The following is an 18,560-nucleotide window of genomic DNA, read 5'->3' on the forward strand; positions in this document are numbered from 1 at the left end:
CTCTGAGGGCCCTGAGTGCTCTGAGGGCTCAGAGCGCGCCGGGCGGGCCGGGGGCTCAGTCGTCCTTGGGCTTGGCGGCGAAGTCGTCGCGGGCGTGCTTGGTCGCCGAGGCGCCCTTCTCGATCTTGTCGCTGTACTTGTGCTTGGTGGCCTTGTCGATGGCCTCGCCGGCCTTGTCCACCATGCCGTCGAGCTTGTCGCCGTGCTTCCCGGCCAGTTCGCTGGCCTTGTCCTTGAGCTCCTCGGCCTTGCCCTTGAGGTTGTCCATCAGGCCCATGGCATCCACCTTTCGCAATTCGGGTCATTTCCGGATCAGACATAGCTGATCCTCCCCGGTGAACGACGCGGTGACACGGGAGGTGCCCGGCTTTTGCGAGACTGGGGGGGTGAGCGGTTCCTCTTCCTCCTCTTCTCCCGCGCGTCCCGACGTGCTGCCCCGGGTGGTCTCGGTGGTCGGTTCGACGGCGGCCGGCAAGTCCGACCTGGCGGTGGCGATCGCCCGCGAGCTGGGCGGGGAGGTGGTGAACACCGACTCGATGCAGCTGTACCGGGGCATGGACATCGGTACCGCCAAGCTGACGGTGGCGGAGCGGGGCGGCGTCCCGCACCACCTGCTGGACGTGTGGGAGGTGACCGAGGCCGCCTCGGTGGCCGAGTACCAGCGCCTGGCGCGGGCCGAGATGGACCGGCAGCTGGCGGCGGGGCAGGTGCCGGTGCTGGTCGGCGGGTCGGGCCTGTACGTGCGGGCGGCGGTCGACGAGATGGAGTTCCCGGGCACCGATCCGGCGGTGCGGGCCCGGCTGGAGGAGGAGTTGGAGCGGGTCGGCCCCGGCGTCCTGCACCGGCGGCTGGCGGAGCTGGACCCGGCCGCGGCGGAGGCGATCCTGACCAGCAACGGGCGGCGGATCGTCCGGGCGCTGGAGGTCATCGAGATCACCGGGCGGCCGTTCACGGCCAGCCTGCCGACCCAGCGGGCGGTGTACGCGGCGGTGCAGATCGGCGTCCAGGTGCCGCGGCCGGAGCTGGACCGGCGGATCGAGCTGCGGGTGGACCGGATGTGGGAGGCCGGGCTGCTGGACGAGGTGCGGGAGTTGGAGAAGGCCGGGCTGCGCGAGGGGCTGACCGCGAGCCGGGCGCTCGGCTACCAGCAGGTGCTGGCGTTCTTCGCCGGGGAGTGCACCGAGGACGAGGCGCGGGCGGAGACCGTGCGGGCCACCCGGCGGTTCGCCCGGCGGCAGGAGTCCTGGTTCCGCCGGGACCCGCGGATCCACTGGCTGGAACGGCCGGAGGGCGCCGATCCGGTCGAGCTGCTGGGCCGGGCACTGGAACTGATCCACCGTCCGGAAGAGCCGGGCGCGGCGGGCTGACCGGCGCGTTTCGGCTGCCGGGCGGATGGGATCCGGCCAGGCTCGCGGCGTCTGCACCGGCAGACGCAGGTGCAGAAGGCACCGGCGGTCACGGCGGGATCACGTCCTGGCATCGGATCACCCGATCGACCCGTGGGACGCCCTGCCCGGGTGTTGGTACGTGCCATCATCGGTAGCACCGAGGCCCGGCACGCGGGCCGGCCTCACCGCCCGCGAGCTCCGGAGCTCGTGTCGAGCCGTCAGGGGAGGCCGCGTGTCAACGGGTACCGGCCCCGAAACCGATGAGCTGCTCGGCGACGTCTCCGACGGGTCCGAGACCCTCCCCGAGCTCGCCGTCCCCACCACCTCCTACGCCGTGGCGCTGCCCGCGATCGACGACCTGGCCGCCGCGCCGGGCGTGGTCCACGAGCGGGACATCCGGCCGCGCCGCCGGTTGCGCTGGTGGCAGATCCTGCCGATCGCCGCGACGGTGATGTTCGGCTCGCTGATGTTCGCCTTCCCGCTGGCCTTCGGCAGCGAGGGCGCGACCGCGATGATCGGGATGCTCGGCCTGCTGATCACCGCGGCCTCGGTCGGCTGGGGCGCGATGGCGGCCCGCCGGGCCGGCTACAAGTGGCCGGGCGTGCCGCGCCGCGGCAGCACCGAGCGGGCCGGCTGGAAGGCCATCGTGCTGTACACCCTGCTGGCGGCGGCGGCCGTGGCGCTCGCCCTCTGGCGGGTCGTCCACCTGCGCGGTTAGGACCCGTCTCGGCAGCCGTCCGTCCTCGACGGGGCTCCGGCGGGCTTCGTTACCATCGGCGGTGTGAGCGAGCGCAGCGGTATCAGCGGAACGGCCTTCCTCAAGGGGCACGGCACCCAGAACGACTTCGTGATCGTCCCCGACCCGGACGGGCGGATCGACCTGCCGGCGGCCACCGTCGCCGAGTTGTGCGACCGGCGGGCCGGGATCGGCGCGGACGGCGTGCTGCGGGTGGTCCGCTCGGCGGCCGAGCCGGCCGCGGCGGGGATGGCCGACGAGGCCGAGTGGTTCATGGACTACCGCAACGCGGACGGCTCGATCGCCGAGATGTGCGGCAACGGGGTGCGGGTGTTCGCCCGGTACCTGGTGCACGCCGGGCACGCGAAGCCGGGCGAGCTGGCGGTGGCCACCCGCGGCGGGGTCAAGAAGGTGCGGATCGCCGCGGACGCCGCGGACGGCACCCCGGGCGAGATCACCGTGGACATGGGCCGCGCCGTGCTGCCCGGCCCGGACGGCATCACCGTCACCGTGGACGGCCGCAGCTGGCCCGCGCTGAACGTCAACATGGGCAACCCGCACGCCGTGGCGTTCGTCGCGGACCTGGCGCACGCGGGCACCCTGCTCGACGCCCCGGCCACCGCCCCCGCGGGCGCGTACCCGCAGGGCGTCAACGTGGAGTTCGTGGTGGACCGCGGCGAGCGGCACGTGGCGATGCGGGTGCACGAGCGCGGCTCCGGCGAGACCCGCTCCTGCGGCACCGGCGCCTGCGCCGTCGCGGTGGCGGCGATCCGGCGGGACGGCGCCGACCCGGCGGTCACCGGGGAGGCCGTCCGCTACACGGTCGACCTGCCGGGCGGTCGACTGCTGATCGAGGAGTTCCCGGACGGCCGGATCGAGATGACCGGCCCCGCGGTGATCGTCGCGGAGGGCGTCCTGCTCTGACCGCAGGTCAGCGCGACGGGGCGTCAGCTCCCGCTTCCCATCCGGCCTTCCGGCTAATCCGCCCGTTCGAGTGATCCGGGTGACAGAGGGGAAGCGGGGGCTCGCGCAACGTGCTCTGCTCGGTAGCATGGACCACCGGGTCGGCCGTCGCTCCGGTGTTGCTGCCGGAGGTGCAGATGACCATCCGCTCCGAGCTGGCGGGTCCGCCGTCCAAGCAGCCGGCGGGCCGGTTCAGCCGCGCGGCACTCGGCCGGGCCGGCCGGGCGGCACTGCTCGCCACCGGGCGGACGCCCGTCCCCGACGCCATCGAGCCGATCGTCCAGGCCCACCGGGTGCACCGCCCGCAGGCCGACGTACCCCTGCTGACCAGGGCGTACCGGCTCGCCGAGGAGAGCCACCGCGGGCAGACCCGGAAGAGCGGCGAGCCGTACATCACCCACCCGCTCGCGGTGACGATGATCCTCGCCCAGCTCGGCGCGGACACCACCACGCTGGTGGCCTCGCTGCTGCACGACACCGTCGAGGACACCGAGGTGACGCTCGATCAGGTCGCTGAGGTCTTCGGGCCCGAGGTGGCGTACCTGGTGGACGGCGTCACCAAACTGGAGAAGGTCGACTTCGGGGCCGCCGCCGAGCCGGAGACCTTCCGCAAGATGCTGGTCGCCACCGGCGACGACGTCCGGGTGATGGTGATCAAGCTCGCCGACCGGCTGCACAACATGCGCACCATCCGGCACATGAAGCCGGCCAGCCAGGTGCGGATCGCCAAGGTCACCCGGGACGTGCTGATCCCGCTCGCCGAACGGCTCGGCATCCAGATGGTCAAGGCGGAGCTGGAGGACATCGTCTTCGCCACCCTGCACCCCGAGGAGTACGAGCACACCGGCGCGGTGGCCGGCGGCTGGACGGACGGCGTGCTCGCCCCGTTCGCCGCCGAGCTCGGCCGCCAGCTCGCCGAGGCCGGCATCCCCGCCGCCGTCACCGTCCGGCCCCGGCACCTGGTCTCGCTGCACCGGGTGATGATCAAGCGCGGGGCCGGGCCGGACGGCGCCGGGCTGCGGCCCGCCGACTTCGGGCGGCTGCTGGTGGTGGTCGAGGAGAACGCCGACTGCTACGCCGTGCTCGGGGAGCTGCACACCTGCTGGACGCCGCTGCCCGGCGAGTTCAAGGACTTCGTCGCCGCCCCCAAGTTCAACCTGTACCAGTCGCTGCACACCGCGGTCGCGCTGACCGGCGGCGAGGTGATCGAGGTCCTGGTCCGCACCCGGCGGATGCACGAGGTCGCCGAGACCGGCGTGGTCGCCCTCGGCGACCCGCGCACCGCCGACCGGCCCGGCACCGCCGACGACCCCGAGGACCGCACCGACCCGGCCTGCCCCGGCTGGCTGGCCCGGCTGCTCGACTGGCAGCAGGACACCCCCGACCCGGACGCCTTCTGGTCCGCTCTCACCGCCGACCTGCGCGACGACCGCGAGATCACCGCCGTCACCGAGGACGGCGCCACCCTGCACCTGCCGGCCGGCTCCAGCTGCCTGGACGCCGCCTACCTGCTCGGCGAGGAGACCGGCCACCGATGTATCGGCGCCCGGGTCAACGGCCGGCTCGCCGCGCTCTCCACCGAACTGCGCGACGGCGACGTGTTCGGCCTGCTGCTCGCCCCCGACGGCGAGGACAGCGGGCCCGACCCGCAGTGGCTGGAGTACGTCCGCACCCCCGGCGCCCGGCTCGCCGTCGAACGGCGGCTGGCCGCCCGCCCGGCCGCGCCCGCCGAGCTGCCCGAGCCCGCGCCCGTGCCCGTGCCCGCGCCCGGGCCCGCCGCCGTCGCCTCGCCCGCCGTCGCGCCCGGTGCCGTCGCCGGTGCCGGCCCCGGCGAGGCCGTCGCGCCCGCCGAGGTGCCCGAACTGCCCGGTGCGGCCGTCCGGTTGGCCCGCTGCTGCACGCCCGTCCCGCCCGACGAGGTGACCGGCATCGCGCTGCGCGGCGGGATCGTCGCGGTGCACCGGGCGGGCTGTCCCACCGGCACCCGGATGCTGCGCGGCGGCCGCCGCCCGGTCGGGGTCCGCTGGCTGCCCGGCGGCGCCCCGCAGTGGGGCTACCGGGCCACCCTGCACGCCGAGGCGCTCAACCGGCCCCGGCTGCTCGCCGACCTGACCGCGGCGATCTCCGGCGAGGGCGCGTCGATCTTCTCCGCCGAGGTCGAGCCGCCCCGCCAGCTGCGGGTGCGGCACAGCTACACCCTGGAGCTGCCCGACGCCGCGGTGCTGCCCGCGGTGATGCGGGCGGTGCTCCGGGTGTCGGGCGTGTACGACGTGTACCGGCCCGGCGGGCCGGAGTCCGGGCCGGAGTCCGGGCCGGACGGAGCGGCCGCGGAGGCGGCGGCGGAGGCGGCGGCGGGGGCGGGGGCGGTGGCCGGGCCGGAGGGGGCGGCTGGTAAAAGGGATGACTCGGGCGCAGCGGACGTGCAACCATCGTGGGGAATTCACGGCGGCTCCGCCGTGTTGTCCGAGAGCACGATCCGATCAACCCAAGGATGAAATGACCTCCACGTTCGACAGCCGCACCCGATCGAGCGAGTCCGCCAGCCGACTCGCCGACCTCAAGGCGGAAGCCCTGATGGACGAGGACCTCGCGGCGATCGACGAGGGCCTCGGCAACTACGACGGAGAGCAGTACGACCGCTCCGAGCGCGCCGCGCTCCGGCGCGTGAGCGGACTCTCCACCGAACTGCAGGACGTCACCGAAGTCGAGTACCGCCAGCTCCGCCTGGAGCGCGTGGTGCTCGTCGGCGTGTGGACGGACGGCACGCTGGAGGAGGCGGAGAACTCGATGGCCGAGCTCGCCGCCCTCGCCGAGACGGCCGGCTCCGAAGTCCTGGACGGCGTGATCCAGCGCCGCGACAAGCCCGACGCGGCCACCTACATCGGCTCCGGCAAGGCCAAGGAGCTGCGCGACATCGTCGCTTCCACCGGCGCCGACACCGTGGTCTGCGACGGTGAGCTGACGCCCGGTCAGCTGATCCACCTGGAGGACGTGGTCAAGGTCAAGGTGGTCGACCGCACCGCCCTGATCTTGGACATCTTCGCCCAGCACGCCAAGTCCCGGGAGGGCAAGGCGCAGGTCTCGCTCGCGCAGATGCAGTACATGCTGCCGCGCCTGCGCGGCTGGGGTCAGTCGCTGTCCCGGCAGATGGGTGGCGGTGGCTCCGGCTCCTCGGGCGGCGGCATGGCCACCCGCGGTCCCGGTGAGACCAAGATCGAGACCGACCGGCGGCGGATCCGCGAGAAGATGGCGAAGCTCCGCAAGGAGATCGCCGACATGAAGAAGGGCCGCGACACCAAGCGGCAGGAGCGGCGGCGCAACCACGTCCCGTCGGTGGCCATCGCCGGGTACACCAACGCGGGCAAGTCCTCGCTGCTCAACCGGCTCACCGGGGCCGGCGTCCTGGTGGAGAACGCGCTGTTCGCCACCCTGGACCCGACGGTCCGCCGGGCCGAGACCCCGAGCGGCCGGCTCTACACGCTGGCCGACACGGTCGGCTTCGTCCGGCACCTGCCGCACCACCTGGTCGAGGCGTTCCGCTCCACCATGGAGGAGGTCGCCGACGCCGACCTCATCCTGCACGTGGTGGACGGCTCGCACCCCGAGCCGGAGACCCAGCTCGCCGCCGTCCGCGAGGTGATCGTCTCGGTCGACGCGCAGAACGTGCCGGAGATCGTGGTGATCAACAAGGCCGACGCGGCGGACCCGCTGGTCCTCCAGCGCCTGCTGCGCCGCGAGCCGCACGCCCTGGTGGTGTCGGCCCGCAGCGGCCAGGGCATCGAGGAACTGCTCGCCCTGATCGACCGGGAACTGCCCCGCCCCGCGGTGGAGGTCAAGGCCCTGGTCCCCTACACCCGCGGCGACCTGGTCTCCCGGGTGCACGCGGAGGGCGAGCTGATCTCCACCGAGCACACGGCGGACGGCACCCTGCTGCACGCCAAGGTGGCGGCCGTGCTGGCCGGCGAGCTGGAGCGGTACGCGGTCGTCGCGGCCTGACGGCGGGTACCGGCACCCGCTACCCGCCGTAGCGGACGAAGCCGTAGCGAACGGGCGGGCGGCGCACCCTGCGAGGGTGCGCCGCCCGCCCGTCGGCGTTCCGGCGGCTACCGGTTGCCCGACTCCTTGGCCAGGAAGGCGTCGAACATCTTCTTGGCGTCCGGCCCGAGGGTCGGGCCGGCCTGCCAGCGGTTGCCGTTGTCGCCGATCGAGACGTTGGAGAACAGCACCGGCTTGCCGTTCTGCCGGGTGATCCAGCCGCCGCCGGAGGAACCGCCGGTCATGCTGCAGCCGATGGCCAGCATCGGCGGGCGCGAGCGGTCGAAGACGAACGGGGTGAGCTTGGCGGTGGAGTCGCAGTGCTCCAACTCCTCGCCGTCGTACGGCTTCCCGGCCGGGTAGCCGTACGCCTTGGGCGCGGTGATGTCCTCCGGCTTGGCGTTGAACAGGATCGGCACCGAGCTGCCGACGGTCTCCTCCAGCGAGATGTTCGAGCCGTCCAGCGAGGCCACCCGGATCACCGCGAAGTCGAACTGGTTGGCCGCGGTGCCCACCAGGTTGCCCTCCTGGGTCCACTGCGGCATCACCAGCATGTCGGTGGCCAGCCAGCGGCCGAGCGGGGCGACCTCCTCCCAGGTGGCGTTCTGGCCCTTGCCGTTGCTGGTGACGCCGGTGCGGTTGTAGCTGGGCGCGAACATCAGCTTGGTGAAGTAGCCCTTGCCCTTGCCGCCGTGGGCGCAGTGCGCGGCCGTCCACACCAGGTTGCTCCGGCCGGGGTTGCCCGGGTCGGCGACCACGGTGCCCGAGCAGACCGCGGTGCCCTCGTCGCTCTCGAAGAAGATCTTGCCGATCACGGCGGTGTCCGCACCGTACGGGTGCGGCTGGGCCTTGGCCTGGACGACGGACGGGAAGACCACGTCCCGGATCGAGGGGGCCTTCTCGTCCGGGGCGATCGAGGTGGTCTTCTTCGGGTCGGCGGGCTTCTTCTTGTTCCAGAAGCTCTTGATCGCCTCGATGTCCTCCGGCTTGAAGCCGTTCTTGGACGCCCACTTCTTCCAGTCGTCGGCGTTCCAGTTCGGCGCCTGGGAGAGGAAGTTCTGCAGGTCGCCGATGTCCACGGAGTCCTTCGACCCGGACGCCGAGGACTTGACGGGCGGCGGCGACGGGACCGGCTTCTGGGAGCAGGCGGCGGTGGTGACGGCGAGCACCGTCACCAGGGCGGCCGCGGCCGCGCTCCGGACTCGGCGCGCTATGCGGTGCTGGTCGGTCATGGGTGTTCCCCCGTGGTCGGTGTCGGAATGGGTGCGGAGTCGGGGCCGGGGCCGGGCCGGACGGAGGCGACCGGCGGCGGTCACTTCCGGGAGACGTAGTCGAGCGCCTGGCGGGCCACGTCCTCCAGGTAGGGCCCGTTCAGGGCGGTGTGCGCCGGGGTGCCGATCGAGGTGTTGCTGACCAGCCGCTGGCGGCCGTCCGGGCCGTCGGCGAACCAGCCGCCGCCCGACGCGCCGGCCGTCATGGTGCAGCCGATCACCAGCATCGGGGGCCGGGCCGGGTCGAAGCTGCGCGAGCCCGGCCGGCCGGAGTCGCAGCGCTCCAACTCCTGCCCGTCGAACGGCGCGAGGGCCGGGTACCCCCAGGCCTGGATCGCCAACTGCTCGCGCGGGGCGTCGAACCACACCGGCACGGCGGTGCCGACGGCCTCCTCCAGCGAGCGGGTCTCGCCCTCCGGGCCGCGCACCTTGACCACCGCGAAGTCGTACTGGTTCGCGGCGTCCCCGCCCTTGGTGCCCTCGGTGGTCCACAGCGGCGAGGTGATCACCTTGTCGGCCCACCACTGCCCGAGCGGGGCGACCTCGGCGAGCGTCGCCTTCCGGTGGTCGCTGGCCGCGCCGGAGCTGTTGTAGGCCGGGACGAACACCAGGTTCCGGTACCAGTCGCCGCCCTTGCCCTCGTGCACGCAGTGCGCGGCCGTCCACACCAGGTTGCTCTTCCCCGGGTGCGCCGGGTCGGCGACCACGGTGGCCGAGCACTGGCCGGTGCCGCCGTTCGGCGCGGTCATGAAGACCTTCCCGGACGCCGGGTAGCTGGTGTACGGGCGCGGCACCGGCTGCGCGGCCACCGGCGGCGGCGCGGCGGGGGAGGGGGACGCGGTGGCCGGGCCGGACGCGGGCCCGCTCTCCGGCCCGCTCGTCGGCCCGCTCGCCGAGGTGCTCACCGGGAGCGACGGCGGCGGCGCGGCGGACGGTCCGTCCGGGGCCGGGGCGGGCTGCTGCGGCGGGGCCTGGTCCATCTTCTCGGCGCTCCACAGGCCCGGCACCGCCGGGTTGCGGAAGCCGTGGTGCTGCGCCCAGCGGTCCCACTCGGCGTACCCCCACTGCTTCAACTCGGCGAAGCTGCGCGGCGCCCCGTCGCCCCCGCCGCCGCCGGTCGAGGTGCAGGCGCTCGTCCCGCCCGCCACCACGGCGGCCGCGGACAGCAGGGCCACCACCCCCCGTGCCCTCACCATCAACCCCCCAGAACGGACCGACTCCCCGGGACAGTCTTCCATCCGGGTCCGACGCGGCGGACGGGCGGTGCCCCTGCCGTTGACGTCCGGACACCGAACCGTGATGGTGACGGTCCGTCAGGATGCCGCCCGCTCACACCTGGGGGTGAGGGATCGCCCGAAACTCACCGGAACGAGTGAGCCGTCCTTGTGCCCGGCGGTGGTGGACAGGCAACCCTTACCCGTAGGCAGTCACGCGGCTACAAGGAGCGGATTTGGCCAGCACCCTCACCGGCGTCCCCCCGGCCACCCGGCCGGCGGCCGGGCACCCCACCCCGGACCCGCTGCTCGACCCCGACCCGGCCGTGGCCGCCGAACACGCCGCCACCGAGAGCCTGTTGCGCTGCTGGGCCCGGGAGACCGCGGCCGAGCGCCCGGACGGCGACCTGCTGCGGATCCCGGTGCTCGGCGGCGCCGCGCAGCTGTCCGCGCCGGTGCGGCACTGGTCGGCCTGCGGCTGGCACCGGTTCGGCCCGGCCACCGTCTCCACCGGCACCGCCGAGCACCCGGTCGACGCGGTCACCGTCGCCGCCCTGGTGGCCGGCGCCACCGGCCGCCCCGAACCCGGCCAACTCGCCGACCTGACCGCCCGGGTGGCCGACTCCTCGGCCCGCACCGCGGAGATCCTCGCCCACCGCCGGGCCGCCCCCGCCGCCCCCGCCGACCCGTTCCTGCGCGCCGAACAGGCCCTGCTGCTCGGCCACCCGCTGCACCCCACCCCGAAGAGCCGCGACGGCCTCGGCCCCGCCCAGTCCGCCGCGTACTCCCCGGAGCTGCACGGCAGCTTCCGGCTGCACTGGTGGGCCGTGCACCGCTCGCTGCTGGCCGGCGACTCCGCCGCCGGCACCCCCGTCGAGCAGCTCACCGCCGGGCTGTACGGCCGCCCGCTGCCCGCCGACACGGCCGTCCTGCCGCTGCACCCCTGGCAGGCCCGCGAACTGGTGCTCCGCCCGGCCGTCGCCGACCTGCTCGAACAGGGCCTGCTCACCGACCTCGGCCAGCACGGCGAGCCCTGGCACCCCACCAGCTCGGTGCGCACCGTCTGCCGCCCCGGTACCCCGTGGATGCTCAAGCTCTCGCTCGGCCTGCGGATCACCAACTCCCGCCGGGAGAACCTCCGCAAGGAACTGCACCGGGGCGCCGAGGTGCACCGCCTGCTGGAGTCCGGCCTGGCCGCCGAGTGGCGGGCCGCCCACCCCGGCTTCGACATCGTCCGCGACCCGGCCTGGATCGGCGTCGACCACCCCGCGCTCGGCGACCCCAACGGCCTGGACACCGTGCTGCGGCAGCTGCCGTTCGGGCCCGCCGACCGGGCGCTGTGCGTGGCCGGACTGGTCGCCGAACGGCCGCTGGACCGGCTCGGCTCGCAACTGGCGGACGTCCTCGACGAGTTGGCCGCCCGCACCGGCCGCCCGGTGCCGACCGTCGCCACCGAGTGGTTCCTGCGCTACCTGGACACCGTCGTCCTGCCGATCCTCTGGCTGGACGGGCGGGCCGGCATCGCGCTGGAGGCCCACCAGCAGAACAGCCTGGTCCTGCTGGACCCCCAGGGCTGGCCCGCCGGCGGCCGCTACCGCGACAACCAGGGCTACTACTTCCGCGCCTCGCACGCCGACCGGCTGCACGAGCGGCTGCCCGGACTCGGCGCGCACAGCGACACCTTCGTGCCCGACGCGGTCGCCGACGAGCGCTTCGCCTACTACCTCGGCATCAACCACGTGCTCGGCCTGATCGGCGCCTTCGGCTCCCAGGGCCTCGCCGACGAGCAGCTGCTGCTGGCCGCGCTGCGCCGCTTTCTGGCCGGCCCCGCCGCCACCGCCACCGGCTCCGCGCTGCCCGCCCACCTGCTGGACGCGCCCACCCTGCGCTGCAAGGCCAACCTGCTCACCCGGCTGCACGGCCTGGACGAACTGGTCGGCCCGGTCGAGACCCAGTCGGTGTACGTCGAGATCGACAACCCGGTGGCCCGGGCGTGATCCCGGAGACCGGGACGATACCCACCGCGGCCGGTGAACTCGTCCTGCCCACCGTGCGGTTGGACGCCGACCTGGACCTGCTCACCGGCTGGATGAACGACCCGGACACCGACCGCTGGTGGGCCCTCGCCGGCCCGCCGCGGACCACCGCCGACCACCTCGCCGCCCAGCTCGACGGCGACGGCCGCAGCCGCCCCGTCCTGGCCCTGCTCGACGGCACGCCCACCGGCTACTTCGAGCTGTACCGGGCCGACCTCGACCCGCTGGCCGCGCACTACCCCGCCCGCCCGCACGACCTGGGCGTGCACCTGCTGCTGGCCCCCGCCGCCCGCGGCCGGGGCCTGGCCGCCCCGCTGCTCGACGCGATCGCCACCCGGCTGCTGCGGCGCGAACCCCGCTGCACCCGGGTGCTCGCCGAACCCGACGTCCGCAACACGCCCTCCGTCCGGGCGTTCGCGCGCGCCGGGTTCGACCGCGTCGCCGACCTCGACCTGCCCGACAAGCGCGCCGCCCTGATGATCCGCCGGCGCGCCGACACCCCCGCGGACACCTAGGACGACATGACCTCCCACGACGACACGGCGGGCCGGCCGCCCGAGCCGTACGACCTGATCGGCGTCGGCATCGGCCCGTTCAACCTCTCGCTGGCCGCGCTCGCCGACCGGGCCGAGACCGTCAGCGCGCTGTTCCTCGACGCCAGGCCCGAGTTCCGCTGGCACCCCGGCATGCTCGTCGACGGCGCCCGGATGCAGGTCCCGTTCCTGGCCGACCTGGTCACCCTGGTCGACCCGACCAACCCGTGGTCGTTCCTCAACTACCTGCGCGACCAGCAGCGGCTGTTCCCGTTCTACTTCGGCGAGCGCTTCCAGCTGCCCCGCCGCGAGTACGACCACTACTGCCGGTGGGCCGCCGACCGGCTCCCGAACTGCCGCTTCGGCAGCCCCGTCACCGCCGTCCACTGGGACGCCGAGGAGCGGCTCTACCTGGTGCACGCCGCCGGCGCGGTGCACCGGGCCCGCCACCTCGTGCTCGGCACCGGCACCGAACCCGTCCGCCCCGCGGCCTTCGCCCCGCTGAGCAGCCACCCCGCCGTGCTGCACTCCGCCGACTACCTGACCCGGCGCCGCGCCCTGGACGCCGCCCGGGACGTCACGGTGGTCGGATCCGGCCAGTCCGGCGCCGAGGTCTTCCTCGACCTGCTGCGCCACCGGGCCGGCGACGGCACCCGGCTGCGCTGGCTCACCCGCACCCGGGCGATCGCCCCGATGGAGTACTCCAAGCTCGGCCTGGAGCAGTTCACCCCCGACTACACCCGCTACTTCCACGGCCTGCCCGCCGAGGTCCGGGACGCCCTCGTCCCCGCGCAGTGGCAGCTGCACAAGGCCGCCAGCGCCGAGACCCTCGCCGAGATCCACGACCACCTGTACGAGCGCACCGTCGGCCGCCCGATCGACGCCGAACCCGTCGAGATCCTCCCCGGCACCGCCGTCACCGAGGCCGCCCAGGGCCCCGGCGGCCTCGAACTGCACTGCCGGCACGGCGACTCCGGCCGCCGCCATCTGGTCCGCACCGACGCCGTGGTGCTCGCCACCGGCTACCGCGCGGTGCGCCCCGCCGCCCTCGACCCGATCGCCGACCTGATCGACTGGGACGAGCAGGGCCGCTACCGGGTCGACCTCGACCACCGGGTCGCCACCCGGCCGGAACTCACCGGCGGTCTGTACGTCCAGAACGCCGAGCTGCACACTCACGGTGTCGGCACCCCGGACCTCGGGCTCGGCGCGCACCGCGCCGCCGTGATCCTCAACGCCGTCGCGGGCAAGACCCTCCACCCGCTGCCCCACCGCACCGCCTGGACGACGTTCCTCCCGCCCTCCGCCCCAGCATTCGCCCCGCCCGCCGCCCCCGGACCCGCACCCGCCCCGCAGCCGGCGGTGCTCCCACGACCCCAGGAAGGAACCGAGCGTGCCGCAGCCAGCCGCTGACCCCGTGCTCCACCTGCCACCCCAGCTCACCACCGGGCACTGGCAGGCCGCCGGACGGGACATGCTCGCCAAACTGCTCGGCGAATTCGCCTACGAGGAACTGCTCCACCCGCAGCCCGACGGCGACGGCCGCTACCTGCTGCGCCTCCCCGACGCCGACTACCGGTTCGCCGCCCGCCGCGGCGCGTACGGCAGCTGGCGGGTCGAGCCGGCCTCGATCGAGGGCGGCGACGACCCGCTGCGCTTCCTCCAGCAGGCCCGGCACGTCCTCGGGGCGAGCGGCGACACCACCGGCCACCTGGTCCGCGAACTCACCGCCACCCTGATCGCCGACGCCCACCTGCGGGCCACCGCGCTGACCGCCGCCGAACTCGCCGACCTCGACCACGTCGCCCTGGAGGGCCGGCAGACCGGCCACCCGTGGATCGTCGCCAACAAGGGCCGACTCGGCTTCTCCGCCACCGACGCGGCCGGCTGGACCCCGGAGGCCAGGCTGCCCCGCCCGCTGCCCTGGCTCGCCGTGCACAAGAGCCTGGCCGAGTTCCGCGGCGACCCGACCGTCTACGACACCGAGCTCGACCCCGCCTTCCGCACCCAACTCGGCGAGCGCGCCGACGAGTTCTGGCTGCTCCCGGTGCACCCCTGGCAGTGGGACGAGACCGTGGTCGGCCTGTTCGCGCCGTGGATCGCCGACGGCCGGATCATCCCGCTGCCCAGCGACGGCGACCTGCGGCTGCCCCAGCAGTCCATCCGCTCCTTCTTCAACCTCAGCCGCCCCGACCGCTGCACCGTCAAACTGCCGCTCGCCATCCTCAACACCCTGGTCTGGCGCGGCCTGCCCACCGAACGCGCCCTCGCCGCGCCCGCCGTCACCGCCTGGATCCACCACCTGCGCGACACCGACCCGTACCTGCGCGACGAGTGCCGGGTGATCCTGCTCGGCGAGATCGCCTCGGTCACCGTCGAGCACCCGCTGTACCGGGACCTGCCCGACGCGCCCTACCAGTACAAGGAACTGCTCGGCGCGATCTGGCGCGAACCGCTCGGCCGGTACCTGGAACCCGGCGAGCGGGCCCGCACCCTGGCCGCGCTGCTGCAGACCGGCTCCGACGGGCGGGCGCTGACCGCCGAACTCGTCGCCCGCTCCGGCCTGGAGCCCCGGGAGTGGGTGCGCCGGCTGTTCGCCGCGATGCTGCCGCCGCTGCTGCACTTCCTGTACCGCTACGGCCTGGTGTTCTCCCCGCACGGCGAGAACGCCATCGTGGTCTTCGACCGCGACGACGTCCCGGTCCGGCTCGCCGTCAAGGACTTCGTCGACGACGTCAACCTCAGCGACCGGCCGCTGCCCGAACTCGCCGGCCTGCCCGCGGAGATCGCCGACGTGCTCAACCGGGAGGACCCGGACTACCTCTGCCAGTTCCTGCACTCCGGCCTGTTCATCGGCGTCCACCGCTACCTCGCCCCGCTGCTGGAGGACCAACTCGACCTGCCGGAAGCGGAGTTCTGGGAACTGCTGCGCGCCGAGATCCTCGACTGCCAGCGCCGCTTCCCCGAACTCGCCGACCGGCACCGGCTGTTCGACCTGTTCAAGCCCCGGATCGACCGGCTCTGCCTGAACCGCAACCGCCTGCTGCTCGACGGCTACCGGGACCGCCCCGACCGCCCGCACGCCGCCGTGCACGGCCAGGTCGACAACCCGCTGCACAGCACCGCCCACCTCCCCGCCCAGCGGGTCCGGGTTGTCAGTCCGGCCCCGTAGGCTGGGGGGCGTCATGACGAACGACACCATCGAACCCCTGCCCGGCGGCCCGGAGACGGCCGAGCCCCCCGCGCCGGTCCCCGCCTCCCGCCTCCCCGAGCTGCTGCACGCCGCCGTCGCCGCCGTCGGCGGCACGGAGCGGCCCGGGCAGGTCCGGATGGCCGAAGCCGTCTCCGCCGCCGTCGACGAGGGCGAGCACCTGCTCGTCCAGGCCGGCACCGGCACCGGAAAGTCCCTCGCCTACCTGGTGCCCGCCCTCGCCCACGGCGACCGGGTGGTCGTCGCCACCGCGACGCTCGCCCTGCAGCGCCAGCTGGTCGAACGGGACCTGCCGCGCACCGTCGAGGCCCTGCACCCGGTGCTGCGCCGCCGCCCGCTGTTCGCCATGCTCAAGGGCCGCTCCAACTACCTGTGCCTGCACCGCGCCAACGAGGGCACCCCGAGCGACGAGGGCGAGGGCCTGTTCGACCCGGTCGACGCGCTCGGCGGCCCCACCGGCAAGCTCGGCCAGGACGTGCTCCGGCTGCGCGAGTGGGCCGAGGAGACCGAGACGGGCGACCGCGACGACCTCACCCCCGGCGTCTCCGACAAGGCCTGGGCCCAGCTCGCCGTCACCTCCAAGGAGTGCCTGGGCGCCTCCCGCTGCGCCTACGGCGAGGAGTGCTTCGCCGAGCAGGCCCGCGAGCGCGCCAAGCTGGCCGACGTGGTGGTCACCAACCACGCCATGCTGGCGATCGACGCGATCGAGGGCGCCCCCGTGCTGCCCGAGCACGGCCTGCTGATCATCGACGAGGCGCACGAGCTGGTGAACCGGGTCACCGGCGCGGCCACCGCCGAGCTCACCGTCGGCGCGGTCAACCGGGCGGTCAAGCGCGCCGCCAAGCTCGCCAACGAGAAGGCGGTGGACGCCCTCCAGGCCGCCGCCGAGAACTTCCACGGCCTGATGGAGACCGCGCAGCCCGGCCAGGTCGACGAGCTCCCCGAGTACCTCGGCTACGCGGTGGCCGGCATCCGGGACGCCTGCCGCCAGGTGATCACCTCGCTCGGCGAGACCCGCGACAAGGGCCTCACCGACGAGGACGCCGTCCGCAAGCAGGCGATGGCCTCCGCCGAGACGCTGCACGAGACCGCGGACCGGCTGCTCACCGGCTCCGAGTACGACGTGATCTGGATCGAGCGCTCCGACCGCTACGGCCTGGGCACCGCCTCGCTGCGGGTCGCCCCGCTGTCCGTCTCCGGCCTGCTCCGGGAGAACCTCTACAAGGACCGCTCGGTCGTCCTCACCTCGGCCACCCTCAAGCTCGGCGGCGACTTCAACGGCGTCGCCGCCTCGCTCGGCCTGCCCGGCGAGACCAGGCTCCCCGACCACCGCACCCCCGACGGGCCCGCCGCCGAGACGGGCGAGGACGCCCCGCCGTACTGGCGCGGCCTGGACGTCGGCTCCCCCTTCACCTACCCCAAGCAGGGCATCCTCTACGTCGCCAAGCACCTCCCGCCGCCCGGCCGGGAGCCCGACCGGCCCGAGATGCTGGACGAGCTCACCGAGCTGATCGGCGCGGCCGGCGGCCGCACGCTCGGCCTGTTCTCCTCGATGCGGGCCGCCCAGACCGCCGCCGAGCAGCTCCGCGAACGCCTCGACGTGCCGATCCTGCTCCAGGGCGAGGACACCCTCGGTGAGCTCATCAAGGCGTTCGCCGCCGACGCGCGGACCTGCCTGTTCGGCACCCTGTCGCTCTGGCAGGGTGTCGACGTGCCCGGCTCCGCCTGCCAGCTCGTCGTGATGGACCGCATCCCCTTCCCACGGCCCGACGACCCGCTGATGAGCGCCCGGCAGAAGGACGTCGAGGCGCACGGCGGCAACGGCTTCATGGCGGTCGCGGCGACGCACGCCGCGCTGCTGATGGCGCAGGGCGCGGGCCGGCTGGTCCGGGCCGCCGACGACAAGGGCATCGTCGCGGTCCTCGACCCGCGGCTGGCCACCGCCCGCTACGGCGGCTTCTTCCGCTCCTCCATGCCGGACTTCTGGTACACCACCGACCGCAACCAGGTCCGCCGCTCGCTGGCCGCGATCGACGCCGCGGCCCCGCCGGTCAAGCAGCGCTGAGCGCACGCGAAGGGGCCGGTCCCGCCGAGCGGGACCGGCCCCTTCGCGTTGCTGCCGCGTTCAGAGGCGGCGCAGCACCGCCACCACCTTGCCGAGGATCGTCGCGTTGTCGCCCGGGATCGGCTCGTACGCCGCGTTGTGCGGCATCAGCCAGATCTTGCCGTCCTCGCGCTTGAGCCGCTTCACCGTCGCCTCGCCGTCGATCATCGCCGCGACGATGTCGCCGTTCTCGGCCACCGGCTGCTTGCGGACCGTCACCCAGTCGCCGTCGCAGATCGCCGCGTCGACCATCGAGTCGCCCTTCACCGTCAGCGCGAACAACTCGCCCTCGCCGACCAGTTGGCGGGGCAGCGGGAACACGTCCTCGACGGTCTGCTCGGCCAGGATCGGGCCGCCGGCCGCGATCCGGCCGACCAGCGGCACGTAGGAGGTGGACGGCCGGCCGGAGGTCTCCGCCGCGGCCGGGCGGGCCACCTCGACGCCGCGGACCTCGTAGGCGCGCGGACGGTGCGGGTCGCGCCGCAGGAAGCCCTTGCGCTCCAGCGCCATCAGCTGGTGCGCGACCGAGGAGGTGGAGGACAGGCCGACGGCCTGGCCGATCTCGCGCATGGACGGCGGGTAGCCGCGGCGCTGGACGGAGTCCCTGATCACTTCGATGACCCGGCGCTGACGCTCGGTCAGGCCGGCCTCGTCGGTGCGGATGCCGGGCGGGCGGCCGGGGAGGGAGCGGACGACGGGAACGGGCGCACCGAGCGGGGACTCCTCGATCGGCTGACTACGGCTCATGGCCTGGTCCATGCTCTCCTGGTCAGCGGTGCGCGCGGAACGCTCCTGCACCGGGATGGCGGTCTTGGCTTCGGCGGTGTGCATGACGCCGGTGGCGCTGGGGGTGGACATCGCGGCGGACCCTCTCGTCGGGCTGGTGCTCCATCTGCCCAGCTCAACTGGCCCCTCTATCGAAAGGTTGCGCCAAACACACGTTCGAGTGAACTTATTCGAGGTTGGCTGACTTGATCAAGCCTCCGGGTGTAAGTCGATTGCATGTTCGACTCGAACAGTCTATGGCGCGGCCCCGCGGCCTGTCTCCGGAACCGGCGGGTTCACTCGG

The 18,560-nt window shown here is 74.0% G+C and carries 14 protein-coding genes; 10 read left to right on the plus strand and 4 right to left on the minus strand.

Annotation, left to right across the window (positions count from 1 at the left end):
• Positions 1-55: 55 nt before the first annotated feature.
• A complete protein-coding gene (locus OU787_RS23080; RefSeq protein WP_030457986.1) occupies positions 56-277 on the minus strand; it encodes an antitoxin in 222 nt (73 codons plus the stop codon).
• Between the two features lie 109 nt (positions 278-386).
• Between OU787_RS23080 and miaA the strand changes: the two genes are divergently transcribed.
• From miaA to hflX, 5 genes are all read left to right on the plus strand, one after another.
• Positions 387-1,367, plus strand: coding sequence for a tRNA (adenosine(37)-N6)-dimethylallyltransferase MiaA (miaA, locus tag OU787_RS23085; protein WP_051816531.1), 981 nt, complete (start codon positions 387-389; stop codon positions 1,365-1,367).
• A gap of 253 nt (positions 1,368-1,620) precedes the next feature.
• Positions 1,621-2,106, plus strand: a complete 486-nt coding sequence (locus tag OU787_RS23090) for a hypothetical protein (protein WP_030457988.1) — start codon at positions 1,621-1,623, stop codon at positions 2,104-2,106.
• A gap of 63 nt (positions 2,107-2,169) precedes the next feature.
• A complete protein-coding gene (dapF, locus tag OU787_RS23095) occupies positions 2,170-3,048 on the plus strand; it encodes a diaminopimelate epimerase (protein ID WP_232794811.1) in 879 nt (292 codons plus the stop codon).
• A 176-nt stretch (positions 3,049-3,224) separates the two neighbouring features.
• A complete protein-coding gene (locus OU787_RS23100; protein ID WP_268660426.1) occupies positions 3,225-5,582 on the plus strand; it encodes a RelA/SpoT family protein in 2,358 nt (785 codons plus the stop codon).
• 1 nt (position 5,583) lies between these two features.
• Entirely contained in the window at positions 5,584-7,083 is a 1,500-nt protein-coding gene (gene hflX, locus OU787_RS23105) for a GTPase HflX (protein ID WP_030457991.1), read from the plus strand.
• Positions 7,084-7,190: 107 nt separating this feature from the next.
• On the opposite strand, the gene OU787_RS23110 is transcribed toward hflX, so the two are convergent.
• Complete coding sequence (locus tag OU787_RS23110; protein ID WP_035953859.1) at positions 7,191-8,354, minus strand: trypsin-like serine peptidase; 1,164 nt, start codon at positions 8,352-8,354, stop codon at positions 7,191-7,193.
• A gap of 80 nt (positions 8,355-8,434) precedes the next feature.
• Positions 8,435-9,589: a trypsin-like serine peptidase gene (locus OU787_RS23115; RefSeq protein WP_268660427.1), complete on the minus strand. Its 1,155-nt coding sequence runs from the start codon at positions 9,587-9,589 to the stop codon at positions 8,435-8,437.
• A gap of 254 nt (positions 9,590-9,843) precedes the next feature.
• Here OU787_RS23115 and OU787_RS23120 point away from each other — a divergent pair, with 254 nt between their 5' ends.
• The 5 genes from OU787_RS23120 (at position 9,844) to OU787_RS23140 (ending at position 17,452) form a co-directional block, all read left to right on the plus strand.
• A complete protein-coding gene (locus OU787_RS23120; protein ID WP_268660428.1) occupies positions 9,844-11,604 on the plus strand; it encodes an IucA/IucC family protein in 1,761 nt (586 codons plus the stop codon).
• On the plus strand, positions 11,601-12,158 hold the full coding sequence (locus tag OU787_RS23125; RefSeq protein ID WP_442788530.1) for a GNAT family N-acetyltransferase: 558 nt from the start codon (positions 11,601-11,603) through the stop codon (positions 12,156-12,158). The genes OU787_RS23120 and OU787_RS23125 overlap by 4 nt, the downstream gene beginning before the upstream one ends.
• 6 nt (positions 12,159-12,164) lie before the next feature.
• Positions 12,165-13,589: a lysine N(6)-hydroxylase/L-ornithine N(5)-oxygenase family protein gene (locus OU787_RS23130; RefSeq protein WP_268660429.1), complete on the plus strand. Its 1,425-nt coding sequence runs from the start codon at positions 12,165-12,167 to the stop codon at positions 13,587-13,589.
• 61 nt (positions 13,590-13,650) lie between these two features.
• The gene (locus OU787_RS23135; protein WP_232794815.1) at positions 13,651-15,348 is read left to right on the plus strand and encodes an IucA/IucC family protein; all 1,698 of its coding nucleotides are present in this window, start codon (positions 13,651-13,653) and stop codon (positions 15,346-15,348) included.
• Positions 15,349-15,361: 13 nt separating this feature from the next.
• The gene (locus OU787_RS23140; RefSeq protein WP_268660430.1) at positions 15,362-17,452 is read left to right on the plus strand and encodes an ATP-dependent DNA helicase; all 2,091 of its coding nucleotides are present in this window, start codon (positions 15,362-15,364) and stop codon (positions 17,450-17,452) included.
• Between the two features lie 60 nt (positions 17,453-17,512).
• Here OU787_RS23140 and lexA read toward each other — a convergent pair whose 3' ends face one another.
• Positions 17,513-18,238, minus strand: a complete 726-nt coding sequence (gene lexA, locus OU787_RS23145) for a transcriptional repressor LexA (RefSeq protein WP_232794816.1) — start codon at positions 18,236-18,238, stop codon at positions 17,513-17,515.
• Positions 18,239-18,560: the final 322 nt, after the last annotated feature.

Source organism: Kitasatospora sp. YST-16, assembly GCF_026802215.1.
GTDB lineage: Bacteria > Actinomycetota > Actinomycetes > Streptomycetales > Streptomycetaceae > Kitasatospora > Kitasatospora cineracea.

What these genes read in the sequence shown, in the direction of transcription:
- OU787_RS23080 (WP_030457986.1), bottom strand. Translation starts at nt 277, where the DNA reads ATGGGCCTGATGGACAACCTCAAGGGCAAGGCCGAGGAGCTCAAGGAC.
- OU787_RS23100 (WP_268660426.1), top strand. Translation starts at nt 3,225, where the DNA reads ATGACCATCCGCTCCGAGCTGGCGGGTCCGCCGTCCAAGCAGCCGGCG.
- hflX (WP_030457991.1), top strand. Translation starts at nt 5,584, where the DNA reads ATGACCTCCACGTTCGACAGCCGCACCCGATCGAGCGAGTCCGCCAGC.
- OU787_RS23110 (WP_035953859.1), bottom strand. Translation starts at nt 8,354, where the DNA reads ATGACCGACCAGCACCGCATAGCGCGCCGAGTCCGGAGCGCGGCCGCG.
- OU787_RS23115 (WP_268660427.1), bottom strand. Translation starts at nt 9,589, where the DNA reads ATGGTGAGGGCACGGGGGGTGGTGGCCCTGCTGTCCGCGGCCGCCGTG.
- OU787_RS23130 (WP_268660429.1), top strand. Translation starts at nt 12,165, where the DNA reads ATGACCTCCCACGACGACACGGCGGGCCGGCCGCCCGAGCCGTACGAC.
- OU787_RS23135 (WP_232794815.1), top strand. Translation starts at nt 13,651, where the DNA reads ATGCTCGCCAAACTGCTCGGCGAATTCGCCTACGAGGAACTGCTCCAC.
- OU787_RS23140 (WP_268660430.1), top strand. Translation starts at nt 15,362, where the DNA reads ATGACGAACGACACCATCGAACCCCTGCCCGGCGGCCCGGAGACGGCC.
- lexA (WP_232794816.1), bottom strand. Translation starts at nt 18,238, where the DNA reads ATGAGCCGTAGTCAGCCGATCGAGGAGTCCCCGCTCGGTGCGCCCGTT.